Here is a 20,056-nt window from a genome sequence, read left to right on the forward strand (position 1 = left end):
CGAGCCAATAATAGGAATAAAAATGCTCAGCAAAATTAAACGGTTTTTTAACACCGCGCCCGCCGTCAATGACGAACCTGCGGCTAATAGCCCAACCCTTGCTGCTGTGGCTGAAACGGTAGAAGTCACGTCCCCCGTTCCAGAGCAAGCACCGGAGTTAGATATTGCCTTGACCGATAGCTACCTGAGCGGGTGGTTGCGCAGCGATACGGGTGAGCTGATAGAAGGATTTGCCATTACAGAAGCCGACACACTCCTGGATATCGGCTGTGGTGATGGCGGGTATGCGGGCTTTAGTGCTCGGCAAGGGGCAGCCATTATTCTTGCCGATGTCGATGCCGAAAAAATCGAACTCGCGCGACAGCATGTTGAAGCCTCTGGGGCAAAGAGTGTGCAAGCGCTGGTGACCGATGCAAACCCGTTGCCCTTGCCTGATGCACACGTGACGCGGGTTGTTGCCATGGAGGTGCTTGAGCACGTAGATGACCCCGCACAGTTTATGGCGGAGTTGGTTCGGGTTGCGGCGCCAGGTGCTTTGTTTCTATTGACCGTTCCTGACGAGTTAATTGAAACGATACAAACGCATATTGCGCCTCCCATTTATTTTGAAAAGCCCAATCATATTCGTATTTTCAAGCGCGGCGAGTTGGCACAGCTTGCCCTGGACGCAGGTCTTACGATTGAGCGCACGACTCAATACGGTTTTTACCATTCGGTTTGGTGGTCGCTGTATTGGGCCTGTGAGAACCAGTCGCTATCCCCACCGTGGCATCCACTAATCGAAAACTGGAGACAAACCTGGTCAACGCTATTGGCTCTGCCGCAAGGCAAGCAAATTAAGCAGGCGCTGGATGCCGCAATGCCTAAAAGCCAAGTCGTCATTGCGCGCAAGCCGCTGTGAGTTGAGATCGACATGAAAGCAGACGTGAAAAAAATTGCTGAAATTGAAGTGCTGCGAGGACTAGCGGTCCTTGGCGTGCTGTTTCACCACGTCTCTGGGAATCTAATCAGCAGCAACGTTGAGTGGCTTGATAGGTTGATGTCGACGCTGCAGTTTTGGTTCGGCGTTGACCTGTTTTTTGTGGTTTCAGGTTTTGTGATTGCCCGGCAGTTATTGCCAGCATTGCAGCAATCTCTGGTGAGTAAAAACGCTAAAGCAGTGATAGCGGGCTTCTGGATTCGCAGGGCGTTTCGACTATTACCGTCCGCTTGGTTGTGGCTGCTTTTACCCTTGCCACTGGTTCTGGTCTTCAATCAAACAGGCGTGTTTGGCTCTCTGTCGACAAATATCGAGGCCACCGTTGCGGGCTTGTTTAATTTCGCCAATTTCCGTTTTGCAGACAGCTTCTTTAAGTATGACTACGGCTTTAGTTTTGTTTACTGGAGTCTCTCCCTAGAGGAACAGTTTTACTTGCTGCTGCCACTTTTGGCGCTGTGTTTCAGGCAGAAGTTGTTGTGGCTGATGTTGCTCGTTGTGCTTGTGCAGTTCTTTCAAGTTCGCAGCGTACTGATGATGTCTTTTCGTACTGATGCGTTAGCACTTGGTGTACTGCTCGCTATTTGGTCGGCAAAACCCAGCTATCAACAGTTTGAGCCACGCTTTTTGAAAGCATTGCCAATCTCAGGTGGTTTGATTCTGGTCTCGCTACTGCTGGCCATGTCATTTTTAGCGGCGAACAACGATTTTCTACCGACGGTACGAATTGGTTTGATAGCCGTCATGGCGACAGTCTTGGTTTGGCTCGCTTCCTATGGACGAGACTATTTATGGCCAACAGGTCTGGTTCAGCGCCTGATGATGTGGCTGGGAGCTCGTTCATACGCCATTTACCTCATCCATATTCCCGTCTATTTCTTTACCCGTGAGCTGCTCTATCGCGTGCTAGAAGTTTCAGATATTTCTGCAGGTCAGCATGTCCTTCTTAGTTTTGCCATTGCGGCAGGGCTGATTTTATTGCTTAGCCAACTCAATTACCGCTGGGTAGAAATGCCGATGCGTCAATTCGGTAACCGGGTAGCCCAGCGTATTGAATCTAAGAAGCAAGCTGTCACGGGCTATCAGCAACCAATGCTTGCACAGCTTAATAGTCCTATTAACCCACGGGAGCCTGCATGAGCCGTCTTTTTGTCACTGGCCGCAGTGGCTTTGTTGGTCAGCATTTGGAGGCGACGCTGGCTGCGTTGCCGACTGCTGATTGGCAGTTGATTGAGTCTGCACGGTTCGACTTGCTGGTTCCTGAGTCACTTGATGCCGCGCTTGCTGAAACGTGCCCTGATGCTGTCATCCACCTTGCTGGTCAGACATTTGTACCCGAGGCATTTCGCGACCCACAATGCACGTTTGAAGTGAATTTGCTGGGCACGCTGAACCTGCTGCAGGCACTCAAGCGTCGTGGGTTTAGCGGCACATTTTTGTATGTCAGCTCGGGTGATGTCTATGGGCGTGTTGATGAGGCGGACATGCCAATAGCCGAGAACTTGATGGTTAAACCGCGAAACCCTTATGCCGTGAGCAAGGTTTCTGCAGAGCTGCTGTGCTTGCAGTGGGCTTATACCGAGTCTTGGCGAGTGATGATTGCCCGTCCGTTTAACCATATTGGTAGTGGCCAGAGTGAGAGCTTTTTGGTGGCCGATATGGCGCGCCAATTGATCCGTATTAAGCAGGGTCTGCAAGCGCCAGTTTTGAATGTGGGCGATGTGGATGTAACGCGTGATTTTCTCGATGTTGGCGATGTGGTTGCGGCGTATTTGCTGCTGCTTGAAAAAGGCCAAAGTGGGGAGGTTTACAACCTGTGTTCGGGGATGGAGCGGAAAGTTCGCGACGTGATCATGGAGATGGCGCACTTGGTGGGCGTAAAGGTGGTGCTTGAGCAAGATCCGGCCCGCTTGCGTCGTGCCGAGCAGCGCCGTGTTGTGGGCTGCGCCAGAAAATTACAAACCCAGACTGGGTGGAAACCTTGTGCTGCGTTTTCGCAGACGCTGCTCAGCGTCCTTAGTGATTGGGAGGGACGCGAACAAAACTGAATATCACGCTTGGTTAGGTTTGATTGGCGAGTCAAATCAAGGGCTGTTGATAGCTCTAAAAGAAGATGAAGAGACCGGGTGTAAACCTGGCGAAAACTTTCGGCCCTGCTCAGATTTGTCTCTGAGAGAAGTAAGAGAATAATAATGTATAAAAAAGCGCTTATTACAGGTTTAACCGGTCAAGACGGTGCGTACTTGGCCAAACTACTTCTAGATAAAGGCTATGAGGTCCATGGCCTTGTTGCCCGGCGTAGTACCGATACCCGCTGGCGCCTGCGTGAGCTTGGTGTTGGGTCACGTATCGTCTACCACGACGGCGACTTGGCTGATGCCTCTTCAGTGCAACGTGCAGTGCTTAAAGCACGCCCTGATGAGGTGTATAACCTCGGCGCGCAAAGCTTCGTTGGTAGCTCCTGGGATCAGCCGATCACCACAGGCATAGTGGATGGTTTGGGTGTTACCCACATACTTGAAGCCATACGTCAGTTCAGCCCTGAGACGCGTTTCTACCAGGCATCAACCAGCGAAATGTTCGGTTTGATCCAGGCTGAGCGTCAGGATGAGAGCACGCCATTTTATCCGCGCAGTCCTTACGGTGTTGCCAAGCTGTATGGCCACTGGATCACTGTGAACTACCGCGAAAGCTTTGCTTTACACGCTTCGAGCGGGATCTTGTTCAACCATGAATCGCCACTGCGCGGCATTGAGTTTGTTACCCGCAAAGTGACTGACGCTGTCGCACGCATTAAGCAGGGCAAGCAACGTGAGTTGCGCTTGGGCAATATCGACGCTCAGCGCGACTGGGGTTTTGCCGGTGACTATGTTGAAGCCATGTGGCTGATGTTGCAGCAGGACAAACCCGATGACTATGTCATCGCGACCGGCATTACCACGACGGTGCGCGAGATGTGTCGCATCGCGTTTTCATATGTGGAGCTGGATTATCAGGATCACGTCGTGATTGATCCTGAGTTCTTCCGCCCGGCAGAAGTCGAAGTCTTGCTGGGAAATCCAGCTAAAGCTGAGCGTGTACTCGGCTGGACGCCCAAGACCAATTTGGAAACCCTGATTCAATCGATGGTGGATGCTGATCTTAAGCGCGTAGCCAAGGAGTGATCTGATGATAGTTCCTGTAATTTTGTCCGGCGGTGCCGGAACACGCTTATGGCCAGTGTCGCGTGAAGGACAGCCTAAACCCTTCATGCTTATGCCAGATGGTGAGTCGTTGTTGGCCAAGACCTATCGCCGCGCCGCTGAGTTGACCGCCGATGGTGGTGAAGTGGTCACGGTGACCAACCGTGATTACTACTTTCAAAGTAAGGATCACTTTTTAACCGCCAATACTCGGCCGCGGCGCCCGCACTTTATTCTTGAACCGGTCGGGCGCAATACGGCACCTGCGATTGCCATTGCTGCGCTGACTTTGGCGCAAACCCATGGTGACGATGTGGTGATGGTCGTGATGCCTGCCGACCACCTGATCTGTGACGGCGCTGGTTTTGTTGCATCGGTGAAACATGCAGAGTCGCTTGCGTTAGAGGGGCACCTGGTTACGTTCGGTATTCCCCCTACCGCGCCTGAAACTGGTTTTGGCTATATCGAAACGGGTAGCGCACTGAACACGGATGGCGCCACAAAGGTGGCACGATTCGTCGAGAAACCAGATGCGAGCACCGCGCAAACCTATCTGGATAGTGGCAAGTTTCTCTGGAATTCCGGCATGTTTTGCTTCACCGCCGGCACTTTTATTGAGGAGCTAGAGCGTTATGCGCCGCAATTGCTCGAGCAAGTGCGTCAATGTGTGGAGCAAAGCCCTGCCCAGGATGTTCCGACACTGGTTCAGCGTGAACTGGACACTAAGACCTTTTCTGAAATGCCGGATATTTCCATCGATTACGCCTTGATGGAGGTCTCGGAGCGAGTGGCGGTGATACCGGCGACATTTGACTGGAGCGATATTGGCTCGTGGAACGCCATGAGCCAATTGGTCGAGCCAGATGCACATAATAACCGTGCAACTAGCAACGCCTTGTTTATCGATAGCCACAACAATTATGTGCAGAGCGACAGCCGTCTGGTGGCGACTGTTGGCCTTGATAACCTGATAGTGATTGATACCGATGACGCGTTGTTGGTAGCCCATGCTGACCGTGCTCAAGATGTCCGGCTTGTGGTCAAGCAGCTCAAGGATAACAACCACGATGCCTATCGTTTACACCGCACCGTAAGCCGGCCATGGGGCACATTTACTGTTCTCGAAGAAGGGCCGCGTTTCAAGATCAAGCGCATCGTGGTCAAGCCGGGTGCTTCCCTGTCGTTGCAAATGCATCACCACCGCAGCGAACACTGGATTGTGGTTAAGGGGATGGCCAAGGTCACCAACGGTGATGGCGCGCGTTTGGTTAACAGCGACCAATCAACTTACATCGCTGCTGGCCACAAGCATCGCTTGGAAAACCCAGGGGTGATTGAGTTGGTGATGATCGAAGTGCAGAGCGGCGAGTATCTTGGAGAAGATGACATCGTGCGCTTTGAAGATCAGTACGGCAGGGTGGTCTGATGGCTTTGGGTATGGCTCGCGCCGTTTGGAGTTATCGCGGTTTTGTTTTCGGCAGTGTCAAGCGGGAGTTCCAAACGCGCTATCAGAATTCACTTTTAGGCGCAGCCTGGGCCGTGCTTAACCCGCTGTCGATGATCATTGTTTACACGGTGATTTTTTCGCAGTTGATGAAAGCCCGGTTACCAGGTGTTGAGAACGGCTTGGCATATGGGATCTACCTGTGCGCGGGGATTCTCACCTGGGGCTTTTTTGCCGAGGTGATCGGGCGCAGCCAGTCAGTGTTTCTTGAGCATGCAAACCTGATCAAGAAACTCAGCTTCCCACGGATCTGTCTGCCGTTGATTGTGGTGCTCAATGCCGGGGTCAACTTTGCGATTATCTTTGCTTTGTTCCTTGGCTTTTTACTCGCCACGCAGAATTTCCCGGGCTGGGCTGTTCTAGCGGTAATCCCGGTATTGGTGATTCAGATCGTTTTCTCTGTAGGTCTTGGCATCATGCTGGGTGTGCTCAATGTGTTCTTTCGCGATGTGGGCCAGTTTGTCGGCATTTTTCTGCAGTTCTGGTTCTGGTTCACACCCATTGTGTACCCGGCATCAATCCTTCCTGATTGGGTCAAACCCTTGTTGAGTGTAAATCCGATGGCGCCATTGATTAGCGCTTACCAAGGCATCTTTGTGTATGGACGGTGGCCTGATTGGTCGTCGTTACTGCCAACATTTATCGTCGCCGGGGTTTTGTGCGTGTTGGCGATGCGCTTGTTTCGCAAGCGTTCGGGCGAAATGGTGGATGAACTCTAATGGGTAGCATTCAGGTCAGCCAACTGGGCAAAGCATACAAACAGTATCCATCACGCTGGGCACGTCTTGCAGAATGGTTTATCCCGTTTTCGGCGCCTAGACATCAACTCAAGTGGGTGCTTCAGGATCTGTCCTTCACGGTTAATCCAGGTGAGGCGCTGGGGATTATTGGTGTTAACGGTGCAGGTAAAAGCACCTTGTTGAAAATGATTACCGGGACTACGCAACCCAACGCTGGGCATATTCATTTGCAAGGGCGAGTCGCTGCTTTATTGGAACTCGGTATGGGTTTTCATCCGGATTTTAGTGGTCGGCAAAATGTATTTATGGCTGGGCAACTCTTGGGTCTGGGTGTGGATGAGTTGCATGAGTTGATGCCAGAGATTGAGGCATTCGCTGAAATTGGTGAATACATTGATCACCCGGTCCGCACCTATTCCAGTGGTATGCAAATGCGCTTGGCATTCAGCGTAGCCACTGCTCGCCGACCGGATGTATTGATTGTCGATGAAGCATTATCGGTGGGTGATGCGTATTTTCAGCATAAAAGCTTTGCGCGAATTCGTGAGTTCCGTAAGGCTGGCACTACTTTACTGATCGTGTCGCACGACCGTCAGGCAATACAGAATCTGTGTGATCGTGCAATTTTGCTGGCAAATGGCAAGCTGGCACTTGAAGGCTCGCCTGAAGAGGTGATGGATTTTTACAGTGCGATGCTTGCTGAGAAAGAGCAGCAAACCGTTCGCCAAGAGCGTCTTCAAAGCGGGCAAGTCAGAACCATCTCCGGCACCGGTGAAGCAGGCTTTGCCGATATCGCCTTGATCAATGATCAGGGCCAGCGGGTGGAAGTCATTTCTGTCGGGGCCATGGTTACCCTTGAAGTTACCGTAGATGTGCGGGCTGATGTGCCGAGACTGATTCTGGGCTTTATGATTAAAGACCGCATGGGGCAAGCCATGTATGGCATCAACACCCATCGTCTTAATCAGCCTGTAGAAAACCTGAAAGCCGGTGAGCAAGTGGTTTATCGCTTCAAGTTTCCTGCGCGCCTGGGTAAGGGCAATTATTCAATCGCCCTGTCATTGTCTCGCTTCGATTCTCACCTCGACACTAACTATGAGTGGCGTGATTTCGCGCTGGTGTTCCATGTGATCAACATCAAACAGGCGGATTTTGTTGGCTGTGCCTGGTTGGATTCTGATGTATCTATCGAACGCAGCGAAGCTGGCGTTGCGACTTCTGTCGAGGGTTAAGGATGACTATGCGACTTTTGGTTGAATGTACTTATGTATTTGAACACCCGAACGACAACTCGGGTATTCAGCGTGTTGTGCGCAACGTGATCAAACAGTTGGCTGAAATTAACGCTTCTGTTGAGTGCATTCCGGTGATGATGCAGGCCGGTGAAGTGCATCAAGTACTGAGTCTGGCGCCGTTACCCACTCAAAAACTGTCATGGACACATAAGCTTCGGGTCAAGCTTGAGCATTGGCGTAATCGCTTCTGGTATTTGCATGCACGGGTCGAGCGCCATGCGCCTCTGCGTTATTCACATGCATTGCGTCGAGTCTTCTATGTACTCTGCCGGTTGGCCGGGCTGGGTTTCAGTATTCCTATCCGTCTGCTTGATCGCTTCACCGATGACACGCCTGCACCAGAGCGTGCGGTGGTTTTGGAGTGTCGCAAGGGCGATCAGTTATTGCTGCTCGACTCATCGTGGCATGCCGATTTCTTCCCGCTGGCTGAGCGTTTGAAGCGTGAGGGTGTAGGTATCATTTCGGTAGTCTATGACCTGATCCCGCTCACGCACCCGCAGTTTTGTGATGCCGGGTTGGTGAAAGTCTTTGATCGCTGGTTTGACTGGATTGCGCAAACCGCCGATGGTTATATCGCAATCTCTTCGACCATCAGTAAGCAGGTTCAGGCTGAGGTAACTCGCAGAATTGGTGACGCCCGCGCCGACAGCCGTTGGTTTGACCATTTTCATCTGGGCTCTGAACTTGACCTGGTTGTCGCTAATAAAAAGCTTGAGAGCAAACTGCTCAAACTATTCGACGGCGATGCCCCTGTTTACTTAATGGTCAGCACAATCGAGCCGCGTAAGAATCACGCCTACCTGCTTGATGCATTTGAACGGCTCTGGCAAAAAGACTCGCCTGCCTGCCTGTGCATCATCGGTAAGGTTGGCTGGAAGTGTGATGCGTTAATCGAGCGCATTGAGTCGCACCCTGAGTTAAACCAGCGTTTATTCATGTTTAACGATCTTGACGATGCCGGGCTCGAATACGCCTATAACCATTCGCGGGCGCTGGTGTTCCCTTCATACGTTGAGGGCTTTGGTTTGCCATTGGTTGAAGCAATGCAACGAGGCTTGCCTGCCATGGCGAGTGCTATTCCAGTGTTTGAGGAAATTGGTGGTGGTTACATGGCTTACTTCGAACTTGATCGCCCCGAGTCTCTTGTTGAATTAGTCGAGACCTTCGAGCAAACGGGCCGCTTTCCAGCTGCTCAGGATTTGCAGCAATGGTCTTGGTTGAGCTGGAATGACTCAACTCGCCAACTTATTGAACGCACCGCGGCTCATGTTATTCGGGCGAATTCGAGCGACACTTCACTGGATGAGTTTGATGCCAAAACGCATAGCGCTTAACGCTAGCATTTTGCGCGCGCCACGGACTGGCATAGGTCAGTATTTGGCCGAGCTTGCCAATGCGTTAGCCAAGCAAGATGACCTGCAGCTGCAGTTCTTTAATGGTTTGAATTGGAACCAGCAATTACCCGATACGGCTATGCCCGGGTATTCACGGTTGAGCGCGTTGATCAAGCGCTGGGTCCCGGCTGCCTATCCGTTGCGCAGAGCATTGGAGCAGCAGCGTTTTACCCAAGGTTTGCGCAAGCAGCCTGCTGGCTTATATCACGACCCCAGTCTCTGTCCGTTCGAGTTTGATGGTCCCATGGTGATGACGTTGCATGATCTCGCGCACGTGCATCACCCGGAAACACAACCGGCAGATCGAATTGCTGAGATAGACCGCCATGCAGCAAAAGCGGTGCAGCGCGCGACACGAGTTATGGTCGACTCCGAGTACATCGCCGCTGAAGCCGCACACTATTACGGGTTTGCTAAGGATAAGTTTGTGGTCGCCCCGCTGGGCTGTGCTGAGCGCTTCCAGCCTAGGGAACCTGAGGATTTACGTGAGCCCCTGCAACAGTTTGGATTAGTACCTGGGCAGTACCTGCTGTGTGTTGGCACGCTGGAGCCACGTAAAAACTTACAACTGGCACTGAATGCCCATCAACGCTTATCTGAGTCGCTACGCAGGCAATATCCCCTGGTGATCGTTGGCATGGCCGGTTGGCTGCCTGAAAGCTACTCGCAACAATTGCAGCAGGCACTCGCCGCTGGCTTTGCCCGGGTGCTGGGTTATCAGCCGGATGCCCTGCTTGCGCAAATTGTCTCGGGCGCGCGGCTGTTGATATTCCCTTCACTGTACGAAGGTTTCGGGTTGCCTGTGCTGGAGGCGATGAGCAGTGGTGTGCCTGTTGTGCTCAGCCGTCGGGCTTCACTGCCAGAGGTTGCAGGCGGTGCCGGAAGCTACATTGATGTGGACGATGATATGGGGTGTGCGCAAGTGATTACTCAACTGCTTGAGGATCAGCAGCTTTGGCAGGCCAAGCGTGCGGCAGGCCTAACCCGCGCCCAACAGTTTTCTTGGCAGCGCTGCGCAGCAGTTACTGCTGATGTATATCGACAGGTAATGGTGAGCTAATGCGTGTATTGCACTTTTATAAGGCCTACCTGCCTGAGTCTATGGGTGGTATTGAACAGGTTATCTATCAACTCTGCCAAGGTAGCGCTGCGCAAGGGATTGATAGCCATGTACTCACGCTCAGCGCCGAAGATGGGGCCAAGGATTTCGCATTAGGTTCGCATCAGGTACACCGTGCAAATCTGGACTTTTATCTGGCTTCCACGGGCTTTTCCTATAGCGCGTTTAAGCGTTTCCGTGAGCTGGCCGCCGAAGCAGACATTATTAACTATCACTTTCCATGGCCCTTCATGGATGTAGTGCACTTTGCCTCTTCGGTGAAAAAACCAACGGTGGTGACTTATCACTCCGACATTGTTCGTCAGCAAAGGTTACTGCAACTGTATAAGCCGGTCATGAACCGCTTTCTTGGCAGTGTCGATAGGATAATTGCGGCGTCGCCCAATTACATGCACACCAGTGAAGTGCTGACGCGCTTCGCAAGCAAGACCCGTGTGATTCCTTATGGGCTCGATAAAACAACTTATCCGGTACCTGACGCTGAGCGTTTAAGTCATTGGCAGCAGCAATTTGGTTCGCGATTTTTCCTGTTTGTTGGGGTTATGCGTTACTACAAGGGGCTGCATATTCTGCTGGATGCCTTGCAGGGTACGAGTTACCCGGTGGTTATTCTAGGCGCTGGCCCGCTGGAGCTGGAGCTTCGTGCACAGGCTCAGCGGCTTGGCTTGAGCCATGTGCACTTTGTTGGCCGCTTGGGCGATGAGGATAAGGTCGCCTTGCTGCAGTTATGCAGTGCGATTGTATTTCCGTCGCACCTACGCTCTGAAGCTTTTGGTATTTCTTTGCTTGAGGGCGCCATGTATGGCAAACCGATGATCTCCAGTGAAATCGGCACGGGTACCAGTTATATCAACATTCATGGCGAGACAGGCTTGGTGGTTCCACCCAGTAATCCTCAGGCCTTCCGTGAGGCAATGCGTGTGCTTTGGGATGACCCTGAGCTTGCTGCGCAAATGGGTGTTCGCGCACAGGAGCGGTATAAGCGAGTGTTTTCTGCTCAGCGCATGTGCGAGCAAACCGCTGCGCTATATCAAGAGCTGCTTGATGCCCCTCACCAGCGAGCCGAGCCCTGTGCTTGAGTGATAATTTAAGTCACGCCAAGGGGCCAATCACGTTTCACCAGCCAATAAAAAACCGCCAAGCTCACGCGTTGGCGGTTTTTTATTGGGGCTGAAGTTAGCGCCAGAAAGGCTTATTCAGCTCTGAGTAACGCTGGCTTTCCGTGATACCGGCGTCAGCCAGAAGGCGCGCATCAAGTCGGGCCAGTTGACGACGGCTGACGATGCGGCGCTGCCACAGCATTACGGTGGCAAATATATTCAGTGCAAGACTGCTGGTAACAGGAGTCGATTTGGTTTCAAACGACAAGTCGGAACTGAGGGTACGTTCCATGGTGGCATCCTTCCGCTTGTGGCGGTGTGAGAGAGTGTTTTGCTTGGTACTAATGATGCGGTTTTTGCAAATAACGCAGTAGTCACAGCTGATAGAAATTCTTGCGTTAATAGATAGGATGCTTTGTAACTGTTTCTATGGTTTTTGACAAAACTGTACTGCACATAAGTTATTTGGCCGAATAAAATGAGTTTTGGCAGTTAATTATGCTGCAATGTGTATGTTTTGCAGGTTAAGTGCTCAGGTACAGTTGTAAATTGATTGGAATTTATAACTGACCTGTTTTTCAGGTTATAAGGATATTCAGACCTGTTCTAGCTTATCTGTACTGGTGGCCAGGTTTGGCTAAGGAGTACAGCTATACGCCTTGACCTTCACCGCTCAGCGCTGCTGGCTCAGCAGGTTTCGAGGGTGGGCAGATCTTTGTCTAGTCAGGCAAATGCGCATGCCACGCTAAAAGTTAGCGGGTAGCTGTAATGGCTCGGCTTTGTCAGCGTCTTTATTTGCAGGTGCCCGATGTGTTCCCGGCTGGATCGACTGCCAAGTGCACTCAGGCAAGGTAAGAAAAGCAAATTAAGGAACAGTCGTGAATACTATCGCTAAGTTTACTGGCGCTGCTTTAATCGCGTCGTGTACTGCGCTATCGGTGCAGGCTGATGACAAGTTTTCAACGCAGGTTGACGCCACGGGCACAATTAGCCTGCCTAAGGATTTTCGCGCAACGATGTCGCATCTGGGTTCTTGGTTTGTGCCTAGCGGCGAAGCCAGTGGCTTTCATGATGTTTATCTGGATTCAGACGCCGTCACCGCTTTTCGTAAGACCGGCAAATTCCCGGATGGCGCGGTTATGGTCAAAGAGTTGCGTCACGCCAACGTGGGCAATTACACCACCGGTGCAGGCGTTAACCACGCGGGCGATATCAAGCAAACCTTCGTCATGGTCAAAGACAGTACCAACCGCTTTGCCGGGAAAAATCCTGCGTGGGGCGACGGCTGGGGTTGGGCGCTGTTTAAACCTGACAGTGCGGGTAAGAGCGTGGTTACCGATTACAGGGTTGACTGCTTAGGCTGCCACGCACCGGCCAAAGCTAAAGACTGGATATACACTGAAGGCTATCCAACGTTGAGTGCTAAATAAGCCTTTGATGGACTGCGGCTAACGGCCAGCAGGCGCAATTAAAAAGGCCCAGCTTGAAACCAAGCTGGGCCTGTTTATGCCTCTGAATAAGCCTTTAGTGCTTACTCAACTGCCTTGACCATGTCTTCAATGACTTTCTTGGCATCGCCAAATACCATCATGGTTTTGTCGAGATAGAACAGTTCATTGTCGAGACCGGCATAGCCGCTGGCCATCGAGCGCTTGTTGACGATGACGGTCTTGGCTTTGTAAGCCTCAAGAATCGGCATGCCCGCAATCGGCGACTTTGGATCGTTCTTGGCCGCAGGGTTGACCACGTCGTTGGCGCCCAGCACCAATACCACGTCGGTCTGGCCGAACTCGGAGTTGATGTCTTCCATTTCGAACACTTGCTCGTAAGGCACTTCTGCCTCAGCCAGCAATACGTTCATGTGCCCAGGCATACGACCGGCAACCGGGTGGATTGCGTACTTAACGGTGACGCCGCGATGGGTCAGCTTTTCAGCCAGTTCCATCAGCGCATGTTGCGCGCGGGCAACTGCCAGGCCGTAACCCGGCACGATCACAACGGTGTCGGCGTTGGTCAGCAAGAAGGCGGCATCGTCGCTTGAGCCTGACTTAACCGGCCGCTGTTCTTTGCTGCCAGTTGCAGGGCCCGCGTCCGCTTCGGCGCCGAAGCCACCGAGGATCACGTTGAAGAACGAGCGGTTCATTGCCTTACACATGATGTAAGACAGAATCGCGCCGCTTGAGCCGACCAGGGAACCGGCAATAATCAGCATCGAGTTGTTCAGCGAGAAACCGATACCGGCTGCCGCCCAACCTGAATAGCTATTGAGCATCGACACCACAACTGGCATGTCTGCACCGCCAATCGGGATGATGATCAATACGCCGATGATGAACGCCAGAATCAGCAGCAGAACGAAAGCAGTCAAGCTGCCGGTAAAGGTGAAGTACAGGCCCAACACCAGGATTGCGATGCCAACAATAAGGTTGATCTTGTGCTGGCCGCTGAACGATACCGGTGCGCCTTGGAACAGGCGGAACTTGTACTTGCCTGACAGCTTGCCGAAGGCGATCACCGAGCCCGAGAAGGTCACGGCGCCAATGGCTGCACCGAGGAACAACTCCAGGCGGTTGCCAGCAGGAATGGCGTCGCCCAATGCCGCAACAATACCCAGTGATTGCGGTTCGACTACTGCCGCAATGGCAATGAACACTGCAGCCAGACCAATCATGCTGTGCATGAAGGCAACCAGCTCAGGCATCTTGGTCATTTCAACGCGCTTGGCCATGATCGAGCCGGCCGTGCCGCCCACCAGTAAGCCGAGGATCACGTAGCCAATGCCGGGTGAGTCAGCTTCGGCGCTGAGCTTATACATCAGGCCAACGGTGGTGATGACAGCCAGACCCATACCGATCATGCCGAACAGATTGCCGCGGCGTGAGGTGGTCGGATGTGACAGGCCTTTAAGTGCCTGAATGAAACAGACCGAGGCGATCAAGTAGAGAACAGTGATTAAATTCATGCTCATGATCAGTGCTTCTCCGTCGGCGCGGCAGCTTTAGGCGCCTTCTTCTTGAACATTTCGAGCATGCGTCGGGTGACTAAAAAGCCGCCGAATACATTCACCGCCGCCAAGGCGACGGCCATCGTGCCCATAAACTTGCCAAACGGGGTTACGGTCAATGCGGCAGCCAGCATGGCGCCGACAATTACGATTGCCGAAATAGCGTTGGTCACGGCCATCAACGGCGTGTGCAGCGCCGGGGTGACGTTCCAGACCACGTGGTAGCCGACATAAATAGCCAGCACAAAGATGATCAGGTTGTAGATACCGTCGGAAATTTCCATGTCTCTACTCCTTTAGCCGTTGCTGCGTACGATCTCACCGTCGCGGCACATCAGGCATGCGGCGACGATATCGTCTTCGAGGTTGACGTTGAACTGGCCGTCCTTGTCGAGGACCAGTTTGAGGAAGTCGAGCAGGTTGCGGGCATACAGTGCCGAGGCATCCGCGGGTACCAATGCCGCCAGGTTGCTATGGCCGACGATAGTCACGCCGTGCTTGACCACCACTTGCTCAGCTTCGGTCAGCGGGCAGTTGCCACCCTGAGCTGCTGCGAGGTCGATGATCACCGAGCCCGGTTTCATCTCTTGTACGGTCGCTTCATGCAGCAAGGTGGGTGCCTTGCGGCCTGGAATCAGTGCTGTGGTAATTACGATGTCGGCCTGCTTGGCGCGCTCGTGTACCGCTTTTGCCTGACGCTCCATCCACGAGGCTGGCATTGGTCGGGCGTAACCGCCAACACCTTGTGCAGCATCGCGCTCTTCATCGGTTTCGAACGGCACATCCACGAACTTGCCGCCCAGCGACTCGATTTGCTCTTTAACTGCAGGGCGCACATCCGATGCTTCAATCACCGCACCCAGGCGCTTGGCTGTTGCGATGGCCTGCAAGCCCGCAACACCTGCGCCGAGAACGAGAATCCGCGCAGCCTTAACGGTACCGGCAGCGGTCATCAGCATCGGCATAAAGCGTGGGTAATGATGGGCGGCCAGCAACACGGCTTTATAACCGGCAATGTTGGCTTGTGATGAAAGCACATCGAGGCTTTGCGCGCGTGAGGTGCGCGGCGCCGCTTCGAGGGCAAAGGCGGTAATGCCGCGAGCATTGATCAGTGCGATGGTTTCGTTGCTGAACGGGTTGAGCATGCCAACCAGAACGGCACCGGATTTCATTAGCGCAAGTTCAGCTTCAGATGGGGCGACCACTTTCAGTACAAGTTCAGCGCCAAAGGCATCGCTATCGCTGCCAATGGTTGCGCCTGCAGCTTCATAAGCTGAATCAGTCACGCTGGCACTAATGCCCGCGCCACTTTGCACTGTTACCTGATGGCCTTGGCCAATCAGTTTCTTAATGGTCTCGGGAGTCGCAGCTACGCGCGTCTCTCCGGCATGGGTTTCGAGAGGAACACCGATGTGCACTTCAAATCTCCTGCGTGATCTTTTTTTGTGAACCCAGACGCTACGTTGGCATGTGGGCGAGGGGAGGATCAGCACAATCCCGCTTACGCATGGTTCTAAGTATTGAGCGGGGTCGGCATTTTGCAGGTGAAGCGCGGCCCCTTCAAGACGTTCTGAAGTAAAACATTGCAGTAACTACAGGTCATCCAGTGACTATTGGTTCATGGCAAGCAGTCAAGGCCTTGTGTTTAGCGGCTTTGTGGCAATTTATAGGCAGCTTTCAGGATTCAGAGGTCGGCTAAATAATTTGCGATTCAGCAGATCAATGGTTATCAGTGTAATTACAGTCCGCAGCCCTGAACTAGCGCGTTAGCGACCTCTACTGTGCAAAAAACGCAACACTTTGGGGGTTACGCTTCGATGCGATCTGTAGCCATTATTAATGTTGACTACGGGGTCAACTTGCCAGTGCTGCACGCTGATTTTAAAGGCTTTGGCTTGATGTGAGTAGGCTAGCGAAGCTGATGGAATGACGATAATCGTTCGGTTGCTGTCATTTATTCCAGTCCACATCGTTGCGCGTACTCTTGTGTTTGCTCAATCAGCCAGTCACGCAGAGCCTGTAGGGCGGCGGATTCGGCCTTGCGCTCGGGGATGATCAGATAATACGCCTTGTCACTTGGGTAGCTGTGTGGGGACGCGATGACCAAGCGACCTTCGCTCAACTCGCGCTCAATCAGGAAGGGCGGTATGAGCGCGATGCCCATCTCATGGATAGCCGCTTGTGCAAGCATCGAAAAAAGCTCGTAGCGAGGCCCGCTCAAGTCGCGGGCCACTGTTATGCCTTGGGCGTTGAACCATTGTCGCCAGCCATAGGGGCGGGTGGTTTGTTGGAGCAGTGGCAGGTTCGCCAGTTCATCGGCAGCCAACTCTGAGCGGCTGTTAAGTAGCGTCGGGCTGCAGACGGGCATCGAGTTTTCACGCATCAGTCGATAGGACGCGGTGCCGGACCAATCACCATCGCCAAAATAGATCGCTGCATCGAAGTCGGTATCGGCAAACAAGAATGGTCGCGTGCGGTTTGTCAGATTGACCGTCACTTGTGGGTGCAGGCGCTGAAAATCTTTGAGTCGTGGCAATAGCCACTGAGTGCCAAATGTTGGCACAACGGCCAGCTCAATCGTCATCGCGCCTTGCTGGCCAATCACCGCCAGCGTATCGCGCTCGACAGCATCCAGCTGGCTGGCTACGCGACGTGAGTAGGATGCGCCAGCCTCGGTTAGTACAACCCCGCGTCTTGAGCGGCGAAACAGCTCGACGTTAAGAAATTCCTCAAGCCCAGCAATCTGCCGACAGATTGCGCTCTGTGTCAGTGCCAGCTCTTGCGCGGCTTTGGTAAAGCTCTGATGGCGTGCGGCTGATTCAAAGGCGATCAGTGCAGCGGTGCTGGGGATTTTTCGGCGCATGGTCGGCTATCCGGTGGTGATCAGGTCTGGGCATTTATCGGGGCGTATGCCTTGGAAATATGCCAGAAAGTTATTCTGTGCAGTGCGGGCCCGGTTTGATTTTTGCCGCATTACTACTAATTCAGCTTACTCGTAGCCTGCATCAGTGTGCTGAGTGATGGATTTACGAAGTGAGTATTATGCACAGGTTAGTGCTAAATACTCGTTTGTCTCCTGTGCTTAGCGCGTCTAGGATCAATCCACACGATCATTTGTGGAGCGCTTTGAGGCTCCCGTGCTGAACAGAGGATTACCCGATGGCCAAGGCAAGCTTTAATTGGATTGACCCCCTTCTGCTGGACCAGCAGCTCACCGAAGAAGAGCGCATGGTGCGTGATAGCGCCCAGCAGTTTGCCAATGACAAGCTTGCGCCGCGGGTGCTTGAGGCTTTTCGTAATGAGCAAACCGACCCGGCTATTTTTCGCGAAATGGGTGCCACTGGGTTGCTCGGTGCCACTATTCCCGAAGCCTACGGTGGCAGTGGCCTGAATTATGTGAGTTATGGCTTGATAGCACGTGAAGTTGAGCGAATTGACTCAGGTTATCGGTCAATGATGAGTGTGCAGTCTTCCTTGGTAATGGTGCCGATTTACGAGTTTGGTAATGAGCAAACCCGGCAAAAATATTTGCCTAAGCTGGCCAGTGGCGAATACATCGGTTGCTTTGGTCTGACCGAGCCCAATCATGGCTCTGACCCAGGCGCTATGATCAGTCGTGCGCGCGCTGTCGACGGTGGTTATCGTCTGACGGGTAGCAAAATGTGGATTACCAACAGCCCGATTGCCGATGTTTTTGTGGTGTGGGCCAAAGACGATGCGGGCGAGATTCGCGGTTTTGTTTTGGAGAAAGGTTGGGAAGGTCTGAGCACTCCAGCGATTCACGGCAAGGTCGGCTTGCGTGCCTCGATTACTGGCGAGATCGTGATGGACAATGTGTTCGTGCCTGAAGTTAACGCTTTTCCGGATGTGCGCGGCCTTAAAGGTCCGTTCACGTGCCTTAATTCCGCACGGTATGGCATCAGTTGGGGCGCCTTGGGTGCGGCTGAGTTTTGCTGGCACACCGCTCGCCAGTACACGCTGGACCGCCATCAATTCGGCCGCCCGCTGGCTGCAACGCAGTTGGTGCAGAAGAAGCTCGCCGATATGCAGACTGAAATCACCCTGGCGCTGCAAGGTTGCCTGCGGCTGGGACGCATGAAGGATGAAGGCACTGCCGCTGTCGAGATTACCTCGATCATGAAACGCAATAGCTGCGGTAAATCGCTGGAGATCGCACGCATGGCGCGTGACATGCTTGGTGGCAACGGCATCAGTGATGAATTTGGCGTGGCTCGTCATCTGGTCAATCTGGAAGTGGTCAACACCTACGAAGGGACGCACGATGTGCATGCGCTGATTCTTGGGCGAGCGCAAACCGGTATTCAGGCGTTCTTCTGATTGGTGACAGGAGGGCGGCTGCCAAGGCTTCGCCCTCTATTTAATCCTTACTTCTGTTATGCCTCGTCTCAATTACGGAGTCTGAAATGTCCGGTGCTCTGTCGCATTTACGTGTTCTCGACCTATCTCGTGTATTGGCGGGGCCTTGGGCGGGGCAAATTCTCGCTGATCTCGGTGCCGAGGTGATTAAGATCGAGCGCCCTGGCGTGGGGGACGATACGCGTCATTGGGGGCCGCCGTTCTTGCAGGATAGCGCCGGGCAAAACACCTCTGAGGCGGCTTACTACCTCAGTGCTAATCGCAACAAGCAATCAGTCACCATCGACTTTACCCAGCCGCGCGGCCAGCAATTGATCCGCGAATTGGTAGCCGAGTCGGATATTCTGATTGAGAACTTCAAGGTCGGTGGTTTGGCGGCTTACGGTCTCGATTATGCGAGCCTGAAAGCGCTTAATCCGCGATTGATTTATTGCTCTATCACCGGCTTTGGCCAGACGGGGCCTTATGCCAAGCGTGCGGGCTATGATTTTATGATTCAGGGGTTGGGCGGGCTGATGAGCCTGACCGGGCGCCCAGAGGGTCAGGCTGGTGCTGGGCCAGTAAAGGTTGGGGTGGCGCTGACGGATATTCTTACCGGGCTGTATTCCACCTCAGCAATTTTAGCCGCGCTAGCCAGTCGTGGTGAGACCGGCAAAGGCCAACACATCGACATGGCGCTGTTGGATGTGCAGGTGGCATGCCTCGCCAATCAAGCGATGAACTACCTTGCTACCGGAACGTCGCCGAAGCGCTTGGGCAATGCTCATCCTAATATTGTGCCGTACCAGGATTTCCCTACGGCCGATGGCGACTTTATTCTGACGGTGGGCAACGATGGACAGTTCAGGAAGTTCTGTCAGGTCGCCGGGAAGGCTGAATGGGCGGATGATCCGCGCTTCGCAACCAATCAGTCCAGAGTCGCGCACCGAGCTGAATTGATCCCATTAATACGTCAGGTCACAGTGTTTAAAACAACTAAGCAGTGGGTGACGGATTTAGAGGGCGTTGGTGTGCCATGTGGCCCGATCAACGATGTTCAGCAGGTGTTTGCTGATCCTCAGGTTGTTGCGCGAGGATTGCAAATTGAGATGCCGCACGTGCTTGCGGGCTCTGTGCCGCAGGTCGCCAGCCCGATAAGGTTGTCCGAGACCCCCGTGCAGTATCGTAATGCCCCGCCTCTGTTGGGCGAGCATACTGAGCAGGTGTTGCAAAGCTGGTTGGGCCTGAGTGCTGCAGATCTGGCCGGCCTACGTGATGATGGAGTGCTTTAAGCAAGATTGATGAAGCGCGGAGGGGCAACAGGCCATCATTCAGCTAAACTCCGTCCTAGCTGAAAAGTGATGCCAAGATAATGGCGCCGTTTT

General features: G+C 53.2%; 18 protein-coding genes. 13 read left to right on the forward strand and 5 right to left on the reverse strand.

Annotation, left to right across the window (positions count from 1 at the left end; genetic code table 11):
- Nucleotides 1–22: 22 nt before the first annotated feature.
- The 10 genes from B9K09_RS00690 to B9K09_RS00735 all read left to right on the forward strand — a co-directional run bounded on the left by B9K09_RS00690 (nt 23) and on the right by B9K09_RS00735 (nt 11,290).
- A complete protein-coding gene (locus B9K09_RS00690; protein WP_087515007.1) occupies nt 23–901 on the forward strand; it encodes a class I SAM-dependent methyltransferase in 879 nt (292 codons plus the stop codon).
- Nucleotides 902–913: 12 nt separating this feature from the next.
- Entirely contained in the window at nt 914–2,116 is a 1,203-nt protein-coding gene (locus B9K09_RS00695; RefSeq protein WP_087515008.1) for an acyltransferase, read from the forward strand.
- Complete coding sequence (locus B9K09_RS00700) at nt 2,113–3,024, forward strand: GDP-mannose 4,6-dehydratase (RefSeq protein ID WP_087515009.1); 912 nt, start codon at nt 2,113–2,115, stop codon at nt 3,022–3,024. Before B9K09_RS00695 ends, B9K09_RS00700 begins: the two co-directional genes overlap by 4 nt.
- A gap of 144 nt (nt 3,025–3,168) precedes the next feature.
- Nucleotides 3,169–4,140 carry a GDP-mannose 4,6-dehydratase gene (gene gmd, locus B9K09_RS00705; RefSeq protein ID WP_087515010.1) on the forward strand — a complete coding sequence of 324 codons (972 nt, stop codon included), beginning with the start codon at nt 3,169–3,171 and terminating at the stop codon, nt 4,138–4,140.
- A gap of 4 nt (nt 4,141–4,144) precedes the next feature.
- Nucleotides 4,145–5,584, forward strand: coding sequence for a mannose-1-phosphate guanylyltransferase/mannose-6-phosphate isomerase (locus B9K09_RS00710; protein WP_087515011.1), 1,440 nt, complete (start codon nt 4,145–4,147; stop codon nt 5,582–5,584).
- Nucleotides 5,584–6,381: an ABC transporter permease gene (locus tag B9K09_RS00715; protein ID WP_087515012.1), complete on the forward strand. Its 798-nt coding sequence runs from the start codon at nt 5,584–5,586 to the stop codon at nt 6,379–6,381. The genes B9K09_RS00710 and B9K09_RS00715 overlap by 1 nt, the downstream gene beginning before the upstream one ends.
- A complete protein-coding gene (locus B9K09_RS00720; protein ID WP_087515013.1) occupies nt 6,381–7,634 on the forward strand; it encodes an ABC transporter ATP-binding protein in 1,254 nt (417 codons plus the stop codon). Before B9K09_RS00715 ends, B9K09_RS00720 begins: the two co-directional genes overlap by 1 nt.
- An 8-nt stretch (nt 7,635–7,642) precedes the next feature.
- Nucleotides 7,643–9,031 (forward strand): glycosyltransferase family 1 protein, encoded by a 1,389-nt coding sequence (locus B9K09_RS00725; protein WP_087515014.1) that lies wholly within the window; start codon nt 7,643–7,645, stop codon nt 9,029–9,031.
- A complete protein-coding gene (locus B9K09_RS00730) occupies nt 9,009–10,151 on the forward strand; it encodes a glycosyltransferase family 1 protein (RefSeq protein ID WP_087515015.1) in 1,143 nt (380 codons plus the stop codon). Before B9K09_RS00725 ends, B9K09_RS00730 begins: the two co-directional genes overlap by 23 nt.
- Nucleotides 10,151–11,290 carry a glycosyltransferase family 4 protein gene (locus B9K09_RS00735; RefSeq protein ID WP_087515016.1) on the forward strand — a complete coding sequence of 380 codons (1,140 nt, stop codon included), beginning with the start codon at nt 10,151–10,153 and terminating at the stop codon, nt 11,288–11,290. Before B9K09_RS00730 ends, B9K09_RS00735 begins: the two co-directional genes overlap by 1 nt.
- 97 nt (nt 11,291–11,387) lie before the next feature.
- Here B9K09_RS00735 and B9K09_RS00740 read toward each other — a convergent pair whose 3' ends face one another.
- Entirely contained in the window at nt 11,388–11,603 is a 216-nt protein-coding gene (locus tag B9K09_RS00740) for a DUF1127 domain-containing protein (protein ID WP_087515017.1), read from the reverse strand.
- Nucleotides 11,604–12,189: 586 nt separating this feature from the next.
- On the opposite strand from B9K09_RS00740, the gene B9K09_RS00745 reads away from it, so the two are divergent.
- The gene (locus tag B9K09_RS00745; RefSeq protein WP_087515018.1) at nt 12,190–12,741 is read left to right on the forward strand and encodes a cytochrome P460 family protein; all 552 of its coding nucleotides are present in this window, start codon (nt 12,190–12,192) and stop codon (nt 12,739–12,741) included.
- 101 nt (nt 12,742–12,842) lie between these two features.
- On the opposite strand, the gene B9K09_RS00750 is transcribed toward B9K09_RS00745, so the two are convergent.
- The 4 genes from B9K09_RS00750 to B9K09_RS00765 all read right to left on the reverse strand — a co-directional run bounded on the left by B9K09_RS00750 (nt 12,843) and on the right by B9K09_RS00765 (nt 17,178).
- Entirely contained in the window at nt 12,843–14,279 is a 1,437-nt protein-coding gene (locus B9K09_RS00750) for an NAD(P)(+) transhydrogenase (Re/Si-specific) subunit beta (protein ID WP_087515019.1), read from the reverse strand.
- Nucleotides 14,280–14,281: 2 nt separating this feature from the next.
- Nucleotides 14,282–14,599, reverse strand: a complete 318-nt coding sequence (locus B9K09_RS00755; RefSeq protein ID WP_087515020.1) for an NAD(P) transhydrogenase subunit alpha — start codon at nt 14,597–14,599, stop codon at nt 14,282–14,284.
- Nucleotides 14,600–14,611: 12 nt separating this feature from the next.
- Nucleotides 14,612–15,733: a Re/Si-specific NAD(P)(+) transhydrogenase subunit alpha gene (locus B9K09_RS00760; protein WP_087515021.1), complete on the reverse strand. Its 1,122-nt coding sequence runs from the start codon at nt 15,731–15,733 to the stop codon at nt 14,612–14,614.
- A 536-nt stretch (nt 15,734–16,269) separates the two neighbouring features.
- The gene (locus tag B9K09_RS00765; RefSeq protein ID WP_087515022.1) at nt 16,270–17,178 is read right to left on the reverse strand and encodes a LysR family transcriptional regulator; all 909 of its coding nucleotides are present in this window, start codon (nt 17,176–17,178) and stop codon (nt 16,270–16,272) included.
- A gap of 296 nt (nt 17,179–17,474) precedes the next feature.
- Between B9K09_RS00765 and B9K09_RS00770 the strand changes: the two genes are divergently transcribed.
- Both B9K09_RS00770 and B9K09_RS00775 read left to right on the forward strand, forming a co-directional pair.
- Nucleotides 17,475–18,653 carry an acyl-CoA dehydrogenase gene (locus B9K09_RS00770; protein ID WP_087515023.1) on the forward strand — a complete coding sequence of 393 codons (1,179 nt, stop codon included), beginning with the start codon at nt 17,475–17,477 and terminating at the stop codon, nt 18,651–18,653.
- An 86-nt stretch (nt 18,654–18,739) separates the two neighbouring features.
- Nucleotides 18,740–19,963 carry a CaiB/BaiF CoA-transferase family protein gene (locus tag B9K09_RS00775; RefSeq protein ID WP_087515024.1) on the forward strand — a complete coding sequence of 408 codons (1,224 nt, stop codon included), beginning with the start codon at nt 18,740–18,742 and terminating at the stop codon, nt 19,961–19,963.
- Nucleotides 19,964–20,056 lie beyond the last annotated feature (93 nt).

Origin of the sequence: Pseudomonas sp. M30-35 (assembly GCF_002163625.1) — a bacterium.
Lineage (GTDB): Bacteria > Pseudomonadota > Gammaproteobacteria > Pseudomonadales > Pseudomonadaceae > Aquipseudomonas.

Coding starts and splice junctions, on each gene's coding strand:
- B9K09_RS00690 (WP_087515007.1), top strand. CDS start 23: ATGCTCAGCAAAATTAAACGGTTTTTTAACACCGCGCCCGCCGTCAAT.
- B9K09_RS00695 (WP_087515008.1), top strand. CDS start 914: ATGAAAGCAGACGTGAAAAAAATTGCTGAAATTGAAGTGCTGCGAGGA.
- B9K09_RS00700 (WP_087515009.1), top strand. CDS start 2,113: ATGAGCCGTCTTTTTGTCACTGGCCGCAGTGGCTTTGTTGGTCAGCAT.
- gmd (WP_087515010.1), top strand. CDS start 3,169: ATGTATAAAAAAGCGCTTATTACAGGTTTAACCGGTCAAGACGGTGCG.
- B9K09_RS00710 (WP_087515011.1), top strand. CDS start 4,145: ATGATAGTTCCTGTAATTTTGTCCGGCGGTGCCGGAACACGCTTATGG.
- B9K09_RS00715 (WP_087515012.1), top strand. CDS start 5,584: ATGGCTTTGGGTATGGCTCGCGCCGTTTGGAGTTATCGCGGTTTTGTT.
- B9K09_RS00720 (WP_087515013.1), top strand. CDS start 6,381: ATGGGTAGCATTCAGGTCAGCCAACTGGGCAAAGCATACAAACAGTAT.
- B9K09_RS00725 (WP_087515014.1), top strand. CDS start 7,643: ATGCGACTTTTGGTTGAATGTACTTATGTATTTGAACACCCGAACGAC.
- B9K09_RS00730 (WP_087515015.1), top strand. CDS start 9,009: ATGCCAAAACGCATAGCGCTTAACGCTAGCATTTTGCGCGCGCCACGG.
- B9K09_RS00735 (WP_087515016.1), top strand. CDS start 10,151: ATGCGTGTATTGCACTTTTATAAGGCCTACCTGCCTGAGTCTATGGGT.
- B9K09_RS00740 (WP_087515017.1), bottom strand. CDS start 11,603: ATGGAACGTACCCTCAGTTCCGACTTGTCGTTTGAAACCAAATCGACT.
- B9K09_RS00750 (WP_087515019.1), bottom strand. CDS start 14,279: ATGAGCATGAATTTAATCACTGTTCTCTACTTGATCGCCTCGGTCTGT.
- B9K09_RS00755 (WP_087515020.1), bottom strand. CDS start 14,599: ATGGAAATTTCCGACGGTATCTACAACCTGATCATCTTTGTGCTGGCT.
- B9K09_RS00765 (WP_087515022.1), bottom strand. CDS start 17,178: ATGCGCCGAAAAATCCCCAGCACCGCTGCACTGATCGCCTTTGAATCA.
- B9K09_RS00770 (WP_087515023.1), top strand. CDS start 17,475: ATGGCCAAGGCAAGCTTTAATTGGATTGACCCCCTTCTGCTGGACCAG.
- B9K09_RS00775 (WP_087515024.1), top strand. CDS start 18,740: ATGTCCGGTGCTCTGTCGCATTTACGTGTTCTCGACCTATCTCGTGTA.